The organism is Asaia sp. BMEF1 (assembly GCF_051628905.1).
Lineage (GTDB): Bacteria > Pseudomonadota > Alphaproteobacteria > Acetobacterales > Acetobacteraceae > Asaia.
Genome location: NZ_CP157575.1, coordinates 1,444,339 through 1,459,981 on the forward strand (window position 1 = coordinate 1,444,339; position 15,643 = coordinate 1,459,981).

12 protein-coding genes are annotated in these 15,643 nt (G+C 57.4%); 10 read left to right on the forward strand and 2 right to left on the reverse strand.

What is annotated here, in order from left to right; all coding sequences use genetic code 11:
• The first annotated feature begins 157 nt into the window (after positions 1 to 157).
• A complete protein-coding gene (locus ABHV46_RS06190) occupies positions 158 to 1,066 on the forward strand; it encodes a transglycosylase SLT domain-containing protein (protein WP_438383712.1) in 909 nt (302 codons plus the stop codon).
• A 15-nt stretch (positions 1,067 to 1,081) separates the two neighbouring features.
• On the opposite strand, the gene ABHV46_RS06195 is transcribed toward ABHV46_RS06190, so the two are convergent.
• Positions 1,082 to 2,677: a tetratricopeptide repeat protein gene (locus ABHV46_RS06195; protein WP_438383714.1), complete on the reverse strand. Its 1,596-nt coding sequence runs from the start codon at positions 2,675 to 2,677 to the stop codon at positions 1,082 to 1,084.
• A 375-nt stretch (positions 2,678 to 3,052) separates the two neighbouring features.
• Here ABHV46_RS06195 and flhA point away from each other — a divergent pair, with 375 nt between their 5' ends.
• The 9 genes from flhA (at position 3,053) to ABHV46_RS06240 (ending at position 14,841) form a co-directional block, all read left to right on the forward strand.
• A complete protein-coding gene (gene flhA / locus ABHV46_RS06200) occupies positions 3,053 to 5,086 on the forward strand; it encodes a flagellar biosynthesis protein FlhA (protein WP_438384285.1) in 2,034 nt (677 codons plus the stop codon).
• Between the two features lie 252 nt (positions 5,087 to 5,338).
• Complete coding sequence (locus ABHV46_RS06205) at positions 5,339 to 7,087, forward strand: DUF1217 domain-containing protein (protein WP_438383716.1); 1,749 nt, start codon at positions 5,339 to 5,341, stop codon at positions 7,085 to 7,087.
• 71 nt (positions 7,088 to 7,158) lie between these two features.
• Positions 7,159 to 8,529, forward strand: a complete 1,371-nt coding sequence (locus tag ABHV46_RS06210) for a FliI/YscN family ATPase (RefSeq protein WP_438384287.1) — start codon at positions 7,159 to 7,161, stop codon at positions 8,527 to 8,529.
• Positions 8,526 to 8,960 (forward strand): flagellar FliJ family protein, encoded by a 435-nt coding sequence (locus ABHV46_RS06215; protein WP_438383718.1) that lies wholly within the window; start codon positions 8,526 to 8,528, stop codon positions 8,958 to 8,960. The genes ABHV46_RS06210 and ABHV46_RS06215 overlap by 4 nt, the downstream gene beginning before the upstream one ends.
• Before the next feature lie 109 nt (positions 8,961 to 9,069).
• Positions 9,070 to 9,834 carry a hypothetical protein gene (locus ABHV46_RS06220; protein ID WP_336946206.1) on the forward strand — a complete coding sequence of 255 codons (765 nt, stop codon included), beginning with the start codon at positions 9,070 to 9,072 and terminating at the stop codon, positions 9,832 to 9,834.
• A gap of 18 nt (positions 9,835 to 9,852) precedes the next feature.
• Positions 9,853 to 10,923 (forward strand): flagellar motor protein MotB, encoded by a 1,071-nt coding sequence (locus tag ABHV46_RS06225; protein WP_438383720.1) that lies wholly within the window; start codon positions 9,853 to 9,855, stop codon positions 10,921 to 10,923.
• Positions 10,924 to 11,046: 123 nt separating this feature from the next.
• Positions 11,047 to 11,916: a flagellar motor stator protein MotA gene (motA, locus tag ABHV46_RS06230; protein ID WP_336946208.1), complete on the forward strand. Its 870-nt coding sequence runs from the start codon at positions 11,047 to 11,049 to the stop codon at positions 11,914 to 11,916.
• 34 nt (positions 11,917 to 11,950) lie between these two features.
• Positions 11,951 to 14,047 carry a hypothetical protein gene (locus tag ABHV46_RS06235; RefSeq protein ID WP_438383724.1) on the forward strand — a complete coding sequence of 699 codons (2,097 nt, stop codon included), beginning with the start codon at positions 11,951 to 11,953 and terminating at the stop codon, positions 14,045 to 14,047.
• A 32-nt stretch (positions 14,048 to 14,079) separates the two neighbouring features.
• Entirely contained in the window at positions 14,080 to 14,841 is a 762-nt protein-coding gene (locus tag ABHV46_RS06240) for a flagellar hook assembly protein FlgD (RefSeq protein WP_438383727.1), read from the forward strand.
• A gap of 141 nt (positions 14,842 to 14,982) precedes the next feature.
• On the opposite strand, the gene ABHV46_RS06245 is transcribed toward ABHV46_RS06240, so the two are convergent.
• On the reverse strand, positions 14,983 to 15,630 hold the full coding sequence (locus ABHV46_RS06245) for a response regulator transcription factor (RefSeq protein WP_336946211.1): 648 nt from the start codon (positions 15,628 to 15,630) through the stop codon (positions 14,983 to 14,985).
• Positions 15,631 to 15,643 lie beyond the last annotated feature (13 nt).

The window sequence follows — 15,643 nt, forward strand, 5'->3', positions numbered from 1 at the left end:
GATCATGCTAGAAACTTACGATACGGACCTGCAACTTTCAACTCTTTCGGCAACAGGTTCAGGGAGGGCTGCGCGTATTTTCATGCAAGATGGCTTTCACGGACACACGATACAGATTGTCAAATCGGGGCACGTTCCTGTAACGATGCGCGGCAGGGTGACCGAAAGGGCCCCGAGTTTTCGCCCGGCAAAAGCATTCGCTGCAATTGCCGATTTCTCCGACCGTGACGACGCGGGATCTCATTTTCTGATTGCCATCGGAATCATGCGATTTTTTTCAATTGCCCGATATCTGAGCCTTTCCCTCTCGCTCGTGCCTGCAACCGCACTGGCTCAGGGCACGGAATCGGAACGCTGTCACGAGGCTGCAAGCCAGGCAGAGCGCGCTTATCGCATTCCCGACGGTTTTCTTTACGCGATCAGTCGAGTCGAGAGCGGCAAGACAGAGGCAGATGGTCGACTGGCAGCCTGGCCCTGGACAATCATGGCCAACGGCACGGGGCATTATTATTCGTCAAAAGCCGAGGCCGTCACAGCAGCGGCGGAGTTCAGGAGCCAGGGCGTCACGTCGATTGACGTCGGCTGCATGCAGGTCAACCTGCAGCAGCATCCCGACGCGTTCCCTTCTCTCGAACAGGCCTTTGATCCTGTAACAAATGCCCTCTACGCAGGGCGCTTCCTCATCCAGATGCATGATAAAATGGGTAGTTGGCCTCGTGCTGCGGCGGCATATCACTCCCAGACGCCGGGCATCGGCGCGCCCTATCAATGGAAAGTCCTCGAAACCTGGGCCATTCCGGAAGATGAGCGCGTGCGCGCGCCTGCCGCAAGCAGGCATGCAACACCAGCATCTGGCCACGCCCCCACGGAAAAGGCCGATCAGACTATCATGATGGCAGAGGGCTCGACATCTGGAGCGCCCATGGTGAAAAATTTTCATCCCTTCACCGGGTTCTCTCATTTTACTCAGCCGCTGGTACACCGCTCGGGTATGAGCGGTATGAAGGGCCGTGGGCTTGCTTCCTACCGCAGCATGCCGACAGCCCTAGCCCGACCTACAGGTTGACCCGCTCGATTGGCTCTACCTCGCCTGCCACGTATCGACCCAGAGATTCAGCGCCTTTCCGACCTCTTTCAGGACCGGAGCGAAGGAGCGTTCTTGCGAACGAAAAAGACGCATCGTCGGATACCAGGGACTACGCTGCCCAGAATCTCCCCAACGCCAACAGGCATCCCATCGGCTGATCAGCCAGACGGGGCGTCCCAGAGCGCCAGCGAGATGGGCGGGAGACGTATCGACAGAAATCACCAGATCGAGCGTCTGCATTATGGCAGCCGTGTCAGCCAGATCCGTTACCTCATCCATCGGGTCGCAGATCTCCTGTCCATTCCACCCACGCAGGCCATCGCGCGAAGGGCCGAATTGCAGACTGATCAGCGACGCCTCGACGGGAAGCAACGCGGCAGCCAGCTCCTTGAAATCGATGGACCGACGCATATCCGCCAGCGCGAATTCCGAGCGGGAACGACGTTCGCCAGCCCAGACCAAACCTATACGTGGCCTCCTATGTGGCAGAGACTCGCTCATTTTTTCTACATCTGCTGCATCGGTGTGGAGATACGGCACATTCACCGGAATCTTCTGCACCGAATCCACACCCGTTACGTAGGGCAAATCGGGAATAGGCGCGACATAATCGAAATCGTCGGTTGGCGAGATAGCGTCGGGCTCGACCACCGTCAGGGTTTGGAAGGAAGCACGCAAAAGGCGAACGAGACTTCTCGGGACGTGTACAGTGACATGCGCCCCGCGCTCAACAAGGCTCGGGGCATGGCGGATAAATTGTAACGTGTCGCCGAGCCCCTGCTCCTGGAAAAGCAATACGCGTTTACCCGCGAGGCTGACGCCCGGGCGAAGCCGTGGCAGCTCACGCAGCCAGCCTTGCTGCTGGCTTATCTGCAGCGCACGCTCGAAATAGACCGGCCAGCCTCGTTCGAATTGTCCAGCCTTGATCAGCGTGCAGGCATATCCGAAAACAATCTCCTGGCGATCAGGGCTGATCTGCAACGCTTTTTCGTAGCAGCCTAGCGCCTCCCTGGATCGGTTAAGCCTCTCCAGGGCGCATCCGGCGTTATTCAGCAGCGAAGCACTGACATCTCCCCCGTTGAGAAGAGACATCGCAACATTCAGCGCCTCGGCTGGATAACCAACCTCCAGCAGCGACATCGAGACGAATTCGCCGATTTCTGTTCTCTGCTCGGCATGACGTGCCATCAACTCCGCAAATTTCGCACAGCCTCCTGCGAGATCGCCCTTGATGACAAGAAGATGTGCGAGGAACGAGTGCGCGGCCACGTTTTCGGGCTGCATACGCAACACATTCCGCAAAAGCACCTCTACAATATCGTAACGGGTCGTATATCGCAGGATAAGTGAGGCACCCGCCATGGAGAGCGCCCACTCGTCCTGATGCAACGAGACTGTTTCCAGCACACGCTGGAGACCCGCAATCCCTTTCTCTTCGATGAAAAACGCTTCGCAAGACCTTGAGAAGCGTTTCGGATCGGGAGGTGAACCTGGTATTTTCCACCATGTCTCTTCACCGGATGCCAGTATATTTTCGGCTTGCGACGGCTCATATTCACCCTGGTTCAAGCTGCCTGCATCCTGACTCATATCGTCATCCACCACGTTGAAAATTCATCGATCGCAAGCAGGTCCCTACACGAACCGCGCTTAATATCTTGCTTCACCCCGAAACTCGGGATACCTCTGACTTGAAATTCGCGCATCGGCCGAAGCGCAAACGCCCCAGTCATATATAAAATAATCCTGCTGACAGCGTCGACAGCCCTTCAAGGCGCGCCTCCAGCCCAGGAGAGGGAAACGGACATCGTGGACACCGCGAAAGGCTCCTCCGGGGCGGGCACTCCCAAGCCATATCCCGGCAAAGCTGTCACGACCAAGCTTTTTTCCGGCCTTTCCAGTCAGGTCGCCCGCGCTTCGGATTCACTTCGAAGCGGCAACTACAAAACATCCTGGCGCGCTGCGATACCGGGAACCGACGTAGGGCTCGCGATTGGCGTACTTCTGCTCCTCTCGATCCTGATCATTCCGCTTCCGACTTTTATCCTGGATCTGGGTCTCTCGCTCTCGATCACGTCGTCGGTGCTCGTACTGATGGTGTCTCTGTTTCTGGAGCGCCCAATTGAATTCACGTCGTTTCCAACTCTTCTGCTGCTCACGACGCTTTTGCGCCTCTCGCTGGAGATTGCGACCACACGTCTCATTCTGAGCCATGGCAGCGAGGGGACGTACGCAGCAGGCCACGTCGTCGCGGCTTTCGGTGGTTTTCTGATGGGAGGCGATGTCGTGATTGGCGGTATTGTCTTCAGTATCCTGCTCGTCGTGAATTTCATGGTCATCACGAAGGGCTCCGGTCGTATCGCCGAAGTTGCCGCACGCTTCTTTCTCGACTCGATGCCAGGCAAACAGATGGCTATCGACGCGGAGCTCTCTTCTGGCGCCATCAACGATCGCGCAGCCAGGCTCCGTCGCAAGGAGCTTGAGGATGAGAGTTCTTTCTACGGCGCGATGGACGGCGCGGCGAAATTCGTGCGTGGCGATGCGATTGCAGCACTGATCATTACAGCGATCAACATTGTAGGCGGGCTTGCCATCGGGGTGCTTCGCCATGGCATGCCCATCGCAGATGCGGCCAGCACATTCACCACTCTGACTGTCGGCGATGGACTGGTTTCGCAGATACCTGCCCTCCTCGTCTCAACTGCTTCAGGCATTGTCGTCACAAAAGGCGGCACGGCAGGCTCTGCCGATGTCACGCTCGTGCGACAGCTTGGCGGCAATCCGAAGCCCATGGCCATGGCGGCCATACTCTCGGCCAGCTTCGCCCTGATGCCGGGTCTGCCGGCTTTTCCCTTCCTCGCGATAGCCGGGCTGGCGGGCGCGGCAGCATGGTGGCGCTGGAAAGTCCCGGCCACTGATCCCAGCGAAGACGCCGTGAGCGAAGCAACTCCCCAGCCCAGCACAACGCCGATTTCCGAAGTCCTCAAGCTCGACCTGCTAAGGCTTGAACTCGGTTTTGGCCTTTTGCCGATGACCAATGGCGACAACGCACAGCTCACCGAGCAGATCAAGGCACTCAGGCGCACGATTGCCTCGGAGATGGGTTTCATCACACCGCCAATCCGGATTCAGGACAACATACTCCTTCCCTCGGAACGATACGTCATCAAGCTCAAGGAAATCACCATAGGCTCCGGCGAGGTGAGACCCGGCCGCCTGATGGCCATGACACCCTCCGGCGGCGTACCGGATCTCGAGGGCGAACGAACCACAGAGCCTGCCTTCGGCTTGCCCGCAGTCTGGATCGCACCGGCACTCAAACCCGTCGCCGTCGCCCTGAAATGCACCGTGGTCGACCCTGCCAGTGTTCTCGTCACGCATCTGAGCGAGCTGGTACGGCAAAACCTGCCCGACCTTCTGACCTATGTCGCGACCCAGACCCTGCTCGACGAACTCCCAAGAGAGCAGCAGAAGCTGGTCAGCGATCTCATTCCCTCGCAAGTCACGCTCAGCACGCTCCAACGTGTCCTGCAATCCCTTCTCGCAGAACGGGTATCGATCCGAGATCTGCCGACAATTCTCGAGAGCATACAGGAGGGAAGCGGCCTCGGATTGCGTGGTATTCAGGCGCTGACGGGCCATGTCCGTATTCGTCTGTCAAGACAGATCTGTAGCGGTCTCGAAGGGGCGGGCGGTTATATTCCAATGATCACGCTTTCGCCCGAATGGGAAAACGATTTCGCCACTCATATCGCGGGACAAGGTGACGAGAGGCGGCTGGCCATGCCACCCTCAATGCTGAACCGCTTTGTCATTAAGCTGCGCGACGCTTTCAACTCGATATCGAACAGTGGCGAGGTTCCGGTGATTGTCGTCTCCTCGACGGTCAGGGATCCGATGCGCTCGATCGTCGAGCGTATACGACCCGCTGTGCCTGTGCTTTCACAGGCAGAAATATACCCCCGCGCACGTATCAAGACGATAGAAACGATCACCTGAACCGCGCTTCCGCTCAGCCACAAGAGGGGCTTACCGAGGCTATTCCGTCCCCCGGAAACCTCTTGGTAACCATCTCGCCCTATCCTAAGGAGCGTTGAACCAACTCTGACGTATGCAGGCCGGAGGGGCTTGCAATCTTAGTGCTTTTTTTTGCGCATCAGAGCACAAAGCCATTGGTCCCACAGGCAAGCCTGACACATGCGGCAGTTCCAGCCGCGCTGGGGAACGGGCAGAAATTCGAGGATAAGTCGCATGGCCATCACGAACGTCTCTCCCGTAGCGAGCTATCTGTCGGCCATGAAGGACGAGGATCTGGCGGCATCCAACTACGCGAAGTCTGATGTCGCCACGAAACAGGCGGTCGCTGCCTTCGAGAAGAAGGCCCCTGCAATCACCTCTGCCGATGGCCTGCTGAAGGATTATTCCTCGCTTCAAGTTGTTTTGGGCGCTTTCGGCATGAGTACCTACAGCAATGCAACCGCGCTCATCAAAGATCTCCTGACTCAGGATCCAAGCTCAAGCACGTCTCTGGCGCGCACCTCGCAAAATGCCACGTGGCTCGCATTTGCCGATGCTTTCAAGGTATGGGGGCAGAACAAGGGTTCCACATCTCAAACGACGTTCATAGCTGGAGCCGCATCGACTGCGCTGAGCACGACCTATACGCCCACGACGACCGTTAGCATGGCCGCGACGCTCCCCTCCGCCAGCGCGACAGGGCAAGCTTATATTTCGCCCAGCGTTACGGCTTATGACGGCCTCGCCGCCCCCCATCAGGTAGCGCTCAAATGGCTCCAGAGCAGCTCCGACCCGCTGAGCTGGAGCGTTTCTGCCTTCGATGCAGACGGCAACGCCTTGGTCGACAACAACGCATTCCAGGTTAAGTTCAACCAGAATGGCACACTGGCCTCAGCGACCAACACGCTCACCGGCGCCTCTATCGCTACTAGCACTTCTGGCACCCTCGCCTTGCCCATCACGCTGAACGACGCTGCAGGCAACAGCCAGGCCATCTCGATTTCTCTCGGAAAGCCTGGCGGCGCCGACGGCGTCACCATGGCCGGCAACAGCTATCAGTCAAGCAGTACCAGCCAGGCCGTCAGTCTGCAGAATACCGATTCGTCCAGCACCTCCCTGACGATGCCCTCGGCGACACTCGGAACACTGGGCGGCACCGGTCAGACTTACGTCACGGCCCCCTTCGACCCCAACCAGGCCTCGGATGACAAAAACAATGTGACGCTCGGGCGTACGTATCTTTCGGTCAAATGGTCGCAGGACACCAGTTCGCCGGACACCTGGAATGCCTATGTCATCGATCCCTATGGCTCGAATGTAAGCAGCACACTTGTTTCGGTCGGGTTCGACGCATCTGGCAACCTGCTTCAGGTAAACGGGCAGTATTCGCACGACCTACCCGCACTCAAGGCAACCGTTAACGGCGTGCAGTATTCAGTTGCATTGCAGCCCCCCAATCTCTCGACCAGCGCCAAAGCGACACAGACGGTTCTGACGACAGACAGCACTGTTGCCAGTACGCTGAACGGGGTTTCTGTCAATCAGATTGTCTCGGATTATGAAAAACAGCAATTCGAGAAGAGCGATGACAATGCGGATAACGGCGTCGGAAACGCCCTCTACTTTACCCGCAAGATGGCCAGCGTTACCTCGATGAATCAGCTGATGTCGGATGGCACCTTGCTGAAAGTGGTCGAAACAGTCTCGGGCTTCGACCCCTCCACCTTTGGTGCGCTCGACTATGCCCAGCAGCTACGCATGCTGTCGAGCAAGGTCGATTTCAGCAAGCTGAAAACGCCTGAGCAGATACAGAAATATGCCGAACAATATCTGACAATGCTTCAGGTGAACCCACAGCCCGTCGATGATCCTGCGAACATGCTCGATCTGTTTGGCGGCGATACCTCAAAATCCGGAATTCTTGCGTTGTTCGACGATAACAGCTCGTCCACTTCTGCCAGCCTCTATTCCGCTCTGTTTTGAGCCAGAGCATGTTCACTGACGTGGCGGATCCGGCCAGTTCGCTCGCGGAGCTGAAGCACGTTCTCGGCGCCATCGCGCAAGGTGTGCGTGTGCCCCTTGACGAATTGCCGGTAGCGACGCTTGAGGGCCGCGTTACAGGGGTAATCGGGTTGTCCGTCACGCTGACGGGGTTGAGCCAGTTCACCGGGATCGGTGATCGTGTTGCACTTCTGGGGCTGGATGGCAGACAGACCGAAGCCGAAATCATCGGCTTTCGCGGGGAAAATGCCATAGCGATGCCTTTCGGGGCGCTGGATGGACTGGGAGCCGGATGCCGCGCGCTTTTCCGCCTTCATGCTTCAGGTCACCGCCAGCTCAAAACAGGGGCTTCCCTCACGCTCAATGACGGTCTCATCGGACGCGTCATCGATCCGATGGGTCGGCCGATCGACGGAAAAACCGCTTTTTCCCCAAACGGTAAATCCTGCAATCTCCGGGCCAAGCCCCCAGAAGCCGCCTTACGCGCCAGGCTGGGTCCTCGCCTGACACTCGGGGTCAGCGCACTCGATCTCTTTGCAACCTGTCGCGAAGGTCAAAGGCTGGGACTTTTCGCCGGGTCGGGCGTAGGAAAATCCACGCTGATGGGCATGCTGGCCCGCAACAGCGATTGCGACATCGCCGTCATTGCCTTGGTTGGCGAACGTGGCCGAGAGGTCAGGGAATTTCTCGAAGACGATCTTGGCCCTGAAGGATTGGCAAAAGCCGTAATCATCGTCGCCACCTCAGATTCGCCGCCGCTGATGCGGCGCGAAGCGGCGTATACTGCAACGACGATAGCAGAATATTTCAGAGATCAGGGCAAATCCGTCCTGCTACTCATGGATAGCGTGACGCGATTTTGTCATGCGCTACGCGAGATCGGCCTTTCATCGGGCGAGCCTCCTGCCACACGCGGCTATCCTCCCAGCGTTTTCGCCGAATTGCCGCGTCTGCTCGAACGGGCAGGTCCCGGTCTGCCGCTTATAGACCGACCGGCTGGACAGATCACAGCCATCTACTCGGTTCTGGTAGAAGGCGATGATCATAACGAACCTGTCGCCGACGCCGTGCGCGGCATCCTTGATGGGCACGTCGTCATGGACCGTCGTATCGCCGAGGCGGGACGCTATCCGGCTATCAACGTGCTGCGCTCGCTCTCTCGCACCGCATCGCAGTGCAACACGGCGCAGGACATGCAACTGATCCAGGAGGCGCGTGCCGTGCTTGCGACATGGGAAGACATACAGGATGTCGTGCAGCTGGGTGCGTATCGGGAGGGTAATGACGCGCGATCCGATATGGCCGTGCGACTGGCTCCGCAGATCGAAGATCTCTTGCGGCAGACACGCGCAGAACAACGCACACTGGGCGATAGTTTCACGGCCCTTCGCAATCTGCTCTCATCACAAGGTCTGGCTGTATGACACGACGTACGCGCGCTTTGCTCTGCCTGATTAAAATTCAGGACGCCGAAAAATCTCACGCAAAAAAAAATCTCGTCATGGCGCGCGAGTTGGAACGACAGGCTTCGCATGAGGTCTCCTCGGCAGAAACCACCATGTCTCAGGAGAGAGCTATAACCGAGCAGGGCCAGACCGAACTCGACGATTTCAGACGATGGTTCCCAATCGGGCTTGGCGCGATCGACCAGGCGCGTGAAATCCTCGATCAGGCGGCTCTCTCTGCCGAGACAGCGCGGACAAATGCACTCCGCGCCACATTGCGCCACAAAGCGACGCAAGACGTCTTTCAGCGTCGAGCAAAAGAGCGTAATGATTCAGTGCTTCGTCGTGAGCACGCCGAACTCGACGAACTGGCGCGACGCCATGCGCTCAACGAAACATTTACGTATTGAAACTAATAAACCCGTCAGCCTCTTGAACCCGGCTTTCGGCAGAGCCCTTTAGCGATTTTCTTCAGCCTGACGGCTGCAATTCCATATCTCAATAGCGATCAGGACCATTATGCAAGAGCCAGACAACCAGACCGCGAAGATATTTATTGCCACCCCCTGCTTCGGCGGCATGGTGACGCAGGAATATATGGAATCGATTATTGCCTGCACGAGCATTATTCGCGTTCCAATGACGCTTTCTCTTCTTGGCGACGATGCGATGATAAGCCGCGCGCGCAACACGCTCGTGCATCAATTCTACACTCGATCCGACGCCAGCCATATTCTGTTCGTCGATGCCGATATCGGCTTTCCCGCTGAAGCACCTGCTCGATTGCTGGCCGCCGGGAAAGACGTCATTGCCGGTCTCTATCCCATCAAGGAGCGGTTCTGGGACAAGGGCACCCAGGAAAACCTCAATCGGGGGGAAGCCATGGAGACAGCCTCCCTGCGATATGTCGGCGAGACCGACGAAATGCACGCAAGCTGGGAAAAAGGTCCCCTCCTGCCAACGCATTATGCGGGTACGGGCTTCATGATGATCAGCCGCAAGGCGATCGCGGCGATGATAAAACATCATCCTGAAACTGCCTACCGTCGCATCGATGCCGCAAATGGCGATCAGGGCAGTGTCTGCCATGCCCTGTTCGACGGAAGCATCGACCAGGAGACAGGCACTTATCTGAGTGAAGATTTCACGTTCTGCAAGCGCTGGCGCGATCTCGGCGGAGAAGTCTGGCTCGACACGTCGATTGCATTGACCCATGCGGGCCGCGCTTCGTTCAGCGGCACGCCCGCTTCACGACTCGGCATGCTGCACCTCAAAGGCTCCTGATCGACCTGACGACTGCTTATGGCCAAGAAAAACAAACCATCCGTAATTATCCGCCGCCAAAGCGGCGGCGATCACGAGGCTCATCACGGTGGTGCCTGGAAGATCGCCTATGCGGATTTCATGACCGCCATGATGGCGTTTTTCCTGGTCATGTGGCTTTTGAACGCGACGACTGACGAACAGCGACGCGGCATCGCGCAGTATTTCAACCCACTCGCCGATGAGAAATCGGCGGTTCCTCCCAGCAAGCCCATCGATGGTTTGCCGGCTCCGACAAACGGAGGCAGCAGCTTCGACAGGCTGGAAGAGGACGAACATCTCGACACGACGGGTCCGGTTCCCGTGCCCTATAAGGGTCACGGGGCCTCTACGCCGATCGACAGTGTTCCCACGCCCAGACCGGACAAACGAACCATGCCACAACAAGGCGGCACAGCTGCCATCGTGCCTATCGGTGGCCCGATGAGCGGATCGGCGAAGCAGAACGGCGTCATCGGTTCTGACGCCGCTTTCGCTGAGCAGGCTACCTTGCGCGAAATGGCGGAAAACATCGAGAAATCGATCCAGACCGATCCGCAGATGGCGCCACACGAGGACAATTTCAGAGTTTCTTACGGGCGTGACGAAATCAGGATTGAATTACACGACACGGATAATGTGCCGATGTTCGATCTGGGTGCGTCTACGCCCAACAAGTTGGGGCGTACCATGCTAGGTGAGATCGCCAAATGGCTTGCGCCCATGCCGGAACAGATTTCCGTTGTCGGCTATACGGATGCCGCCCCCTTCAAGGGCAAAATCAGTAGCGCCATGTCAAACTGGACGTTGTCGGCCATGCGTGCCGACCGCGCCCGAGAGGTTCTTGTCACGGCCGGCTATCCCGACACCAGGATCAAGGATGTCACGGGAGGGGCGGACCGTGCGTTGGCGGACGAGGAAAATCCCGCATCGGCCGCGAACAGGCGGGTCGTCATCGTCATGCACAGACTTCACCCTTTCGCTGCCGATTCGGCTGCGCCTGCAACACCACCTTCCTCTCTTGGTGCAGCGGCGCAACCAGTCGTGGAAAAGGTCACGAAAACGAAATAAGAAAGAATTATCATTCATGCGATCGGCGCCTCGTCAGTCGGAATTTCCTGCCAGCCGTCGGCGCGCAAATCGCTACCATGACGCTTATGATACGCCATTTAAGATAGAAACGGACATTGCCAGATGCTTTTCCTCGGAGGGCTCGTTTTTTCCCTACTCTGCGTGTTCGGATCTTTCGCCGCTTCCGGCGGCGTTCTCGGACCGCTTCTTGCGTCCATGCCCTTCGAACTCCTGACCATTCTGGGATCGGCTCTCGGCATATTCGTCATGTCGAACTCGTTCGATGCTCTCAAGGAATTGCCCCATAATTTCAAACTCGTTCTCAAGGGGCCTCAGCATGACAAGGCGTCCTATATAGGTCTCCTTGTCATCCTCTTCCGCCTGACCCGGCTCGCGAGCTCGAAGGGTTCGATGGCCCTAGAGGAACATGTCGAAAATCCCGAAGAGAGCTCGATTTTCGCCCTATCCCCACAGGTCAGAGATGATGAGGAAACGCGCAACCTGATCTGCGATTATCTACGCTTGGTCAGCCTGAATCTTGAAGACGCCTATCAACTCGACGAAGTCATGGGGCGAGAGCTCAACAAGAACGAAGCTGAAAAACTGCATATTTCGGAAAGCCTGACCGGCATTGCCGACGCTCTGCCAGCTCTCGGCATCGTAGCGGCGGTTCTGGGTGTAATCAAAACCATGGCGTCAATCAGCAAGCCTCCCGCGATCCTCGGTGAAATGATTTCGGGCGCGTTGGTCGGCACCTTCCTCGGCGTGCTGTTGTCTTACGGGGTTGTCGCGCCACTCGCATCGCGTATGAAATCGGTCATCTTGCAGGACGGGCGATACCAGAGCATCGTAAAGACCGTTCTGGTTGCGCATTTGCAGGGAAATCCGCCACAGGTCAGTGCCGAAATCGGCCGAAAGGATATTCCTCCCCTTTTTATGCCAACCTTTTTCGAGCTGGATGTGGCATTATCCGAAGCGCAGACAGCGGGCTGAACATGAGCCGATCGCCGCATCCTGAGGACGTTAAATGAGAGTTCCCGCCAACCTGTCGTTTCCCGACAGTGCCAAAAAGAGCCGGGCCACGCCAGGGATGGCCTCTCTCGACCTGGTCGGGACCGGATTCGTCAAAACCAGTCAGGCCAGCATCGGAGCTGGCAAGAGCGGGGCATTCAGTGCGCAACTAAACTCTGCAAGCGCGAAGCAGAAACAGGGCACCATAAAAGCGGCTCCAACCTCAGCGACGACCGTGTTCAGTGCGCCAGACGAAGACCACGATAGCTTCCGGGTTTTATCAACGAGCCTCTCTGTCGCCTCGCCCACACCAATCTCAGGCACAACCCAGAAAAACGCCACCACGACATCGTCGCGCGATGAAGATGCGGACGCGCCAAGCGATTCTGCAACTGCCTCAGGAATGCAGTCATCGAGCTTTGTTTTTCTTTCGGCCGATACGATGGCAGCCCTGCTGCTTTCTGCCTCACCTCAGGAAGTGAACCCTGCACACGCGTCAGCTTCGTCCGAAGCTATGCAAAGCGCCGTCTCGGGTGAGTTTTCCCGCGTTCAGGCTGGAGCTTCGGTCGCCTTCTGGCACGACGAATCAGGCGGGCTGATCTCGACTCCAAAAGAAAACGGACCTTCTTCGTCTGCTACCATCTCAGACGTGCTGCCAGGCAATCAGAACGCCACAGGAGGCCGTGACGTCTTGGCGCCTTCGTCATCAATAACATTCCAGTCGGGATCGGAAGCGTCTCAAGCCGTCACCGTTTCGGATCCCAACAGAGGCTCGTCACCTGCTTTCTTCGCTCCCAATGGGGCGACGATCACGAATGTCGCGTTGAGCAAGGGGGCCTCCGCACTGAGCGTAAGCTCTCCGGAAACCGACTGGTCTGCGCTACAGGACCCGAACGCGCGCGACACGCCGCTCTCGCCCGAAACGATGCCTGCTCCTGAGCTCTCACGCTCTCCGGAGGGCAGGCAACCAGCCCTGCTGACTGACGGTTCCTCCGAAGCAACGCAAGCCGCTCTGCCCCAGCCGGCAACAACTGGCGACCTCGTGCGGCAACAGGCTACAACGTTGCGCCCATCGGGAACGTCCGCTCAGTCTACCCAAGGCAGCGAGCCGAGTACTAACGCTTTCAATGACCAAACTATTCGACAACGAGACCAGACATCCGTGACGGGAAGGGACGCCGTCGGAATGAGTATGACGACGGCGAGCGGACCGGACCGTTCCCCTTTGATGACGACGAATTCGGATGCGGGGCAACCACCTGCCGCAACGCAAACGCCCGATCTGCAGAAAACTCTGGTTGCAAAGGGTGACAGCATGGTCGCCCTCGAAAGCAGCGCGCCTCATACTCCCGCTTCCGCTACGCAACCCGTACAGACGGACGCGTCGATAAGTGGGAATGCGGCGCCCGGAATAGCGCATGACACGCCACCGCAGGGGAGTGGGTCTTCAGCCGAAGACGAGAAATCTGGCCGCAAGCTGGCGGAAAAGGCTGATGCGTCATCGTTAGCCACGTCGATATCAGGGCAGTCAGGGTTCCATACGCTTGTAACGAACCAGAATACGAAAAATACGACGACCGCCTCTGATGAAAGCGGAGCCGGAAATCAAGCTCACGTCTCGCAAGATACCTCCGAGGCGCAGATCGCCACCGTTTCCGGCATCTCAAACACGCTCTCAATGACTGTGCAAACCGAAGACAATACACCCGTGCGCCTCGTTTTTGAGGGAGAGGGAGGTCTTGCAACGCGTATCACTCTGCAAAGCGACGATACCTCTACTGCGCAGCATCTCGCGAGCAACAAAAAAGACCTCCTGACTGCCCTCAGCGCCGCTGGAATCGATACGAGCGCGATGAAGCTCGACATCGTTACGACGTCCACCAATACAGGGGATTCCCACAAGGAAAGTCAGCCGGGAAATTCCTCTACCGGGTCCGATTTTTCCGGGACGTTTATGGGCGGCAATTCCCAACAAAACCAGCCGGGCAGTGACACGGGCGCCAGACCTTGGGCTCTGGATCGATCGTCCAACAACTCCGAGATATCGGCTCTGCGTCACCGCTCCCCCTCCGAGGCAATAACGCCCGCAGGTCGACTCAACATCACCGCCTGACTTTAGCAATCGCTCCTCAAAGGTTCATTACCATGGATACCTCGACCATCAGCAACGAGACAAAGCTGCTCCAGGCCGCGGAAGCGACGGCCAAAGCATCGGCAAACTCATCGGCCTCTGGCAGCTCTTCAGACTCCAGTTCGTCGGCAAGTCTCGGCCTGTCGTCTCTGGCGAATAACTACACGACATTTCTTACACTCCTGACTACCCAGTTGCAGCATCAGGACCCGAGCAGCCCCATGAGCTCCGACTCCTTCACGTCCGAGCTCGTACAGTTCGCCGGAACGGAGCAGCAGGTCCAGACAAACGCCAAGCTCTCCTCGCTGATATCGCTTAACGAGAGCAGCCAGCTCAGCTCGGGAAGCCAGTGGATAGGCCAGACCGCTTCGGCCACATCCACGACACTTCCGCTGCAAAACGGCTCCGCGTCACTTTCTTTCTCTGCGACGCAGGGGCAGACTGTAGCGATTGCCGTGAGCGATTCGAGCGGCAAAATCGTCAAGACCGACACCGGCGCAGCGGCGTCGAGCACCAATAACTGGACCTGGAACGGCACCGATAATTCCGGCACCAAGCTTGCTGATGGCGCCTACAGTGTATCGGTCAAGACTATCGATTCCACGGGAACAACGTCCGACTTGCCCTTCACCATAAAGGGCACGGTAACGGGTGTACATAAGGGCGCATCCGACCTCGAAGTCGAGATGGGCCGCGCGTCCATACCCCTTTCAAGCATCACCAATTTTACCGCAGCAACGTCAACTGCAGACAAGACGAGCACAGCAACGAGTTAGCATACAAGAACACCCGCGAGAGCGTTCTTCGCGGGTGTTGCCAAGTCTCTCCTTCAGGATCTGAGCGAACTACGTCGCGCGGCGACGCTGAGCCGCTTAACCTCTTAACACCGGAAAACTGATGCCTGATTACTAAGAACGTTAGACGCGCTCTATCGACGGCGCTATTTCGAGCATATTGATGCCGGAGAGAACGGGAATACAATTTTCCCTCGCCACAGCCCTGGTCTGATAATCGTCTTTCGGAAGGATGACCGCGACCGGCATGAACGCTGCTTCATTCAAGCGATATCCGATGCCCCATTGCGTGGTAAATGGCTCCTGAATACCAAACGCCCGGATTTTTTTTCTGATCTTGCAAATCATGACGTCGATTACTTTACCGAAAGGCTCATCCTCGCCGCTATAAAGGCTATCGAGCAAAACTTCCTTGCTCAGGACCTGAGTTTTCCTCATGGCCAGAAGAACCAGCAGATCATACTCCTTGCGGGTCAGAGGCACGACGGATGCGTCGATATGCACCTCACGTCGATCTATACCGACACTCAGTCTGCCTATATGCAACGTGGTGCTATCGTGACCACCCGCGCGGCGAATGACAGCCCGCAAGCGCGCGAGAAGAACGGCATGATCAGAATTTTCCGCCACGCAATCATCGGCACCTGCTGAGAAAAGCTCGACCTCCCCTTCGTTAGTCCCGCTCCTGCGAATGACAACGATTGGCGAGGAAATTTTGCCTTTACGAATTTGCCGAACGATCCGTACGTCGGATGCTGCCTGCTGGATCACGACGATATCGTAA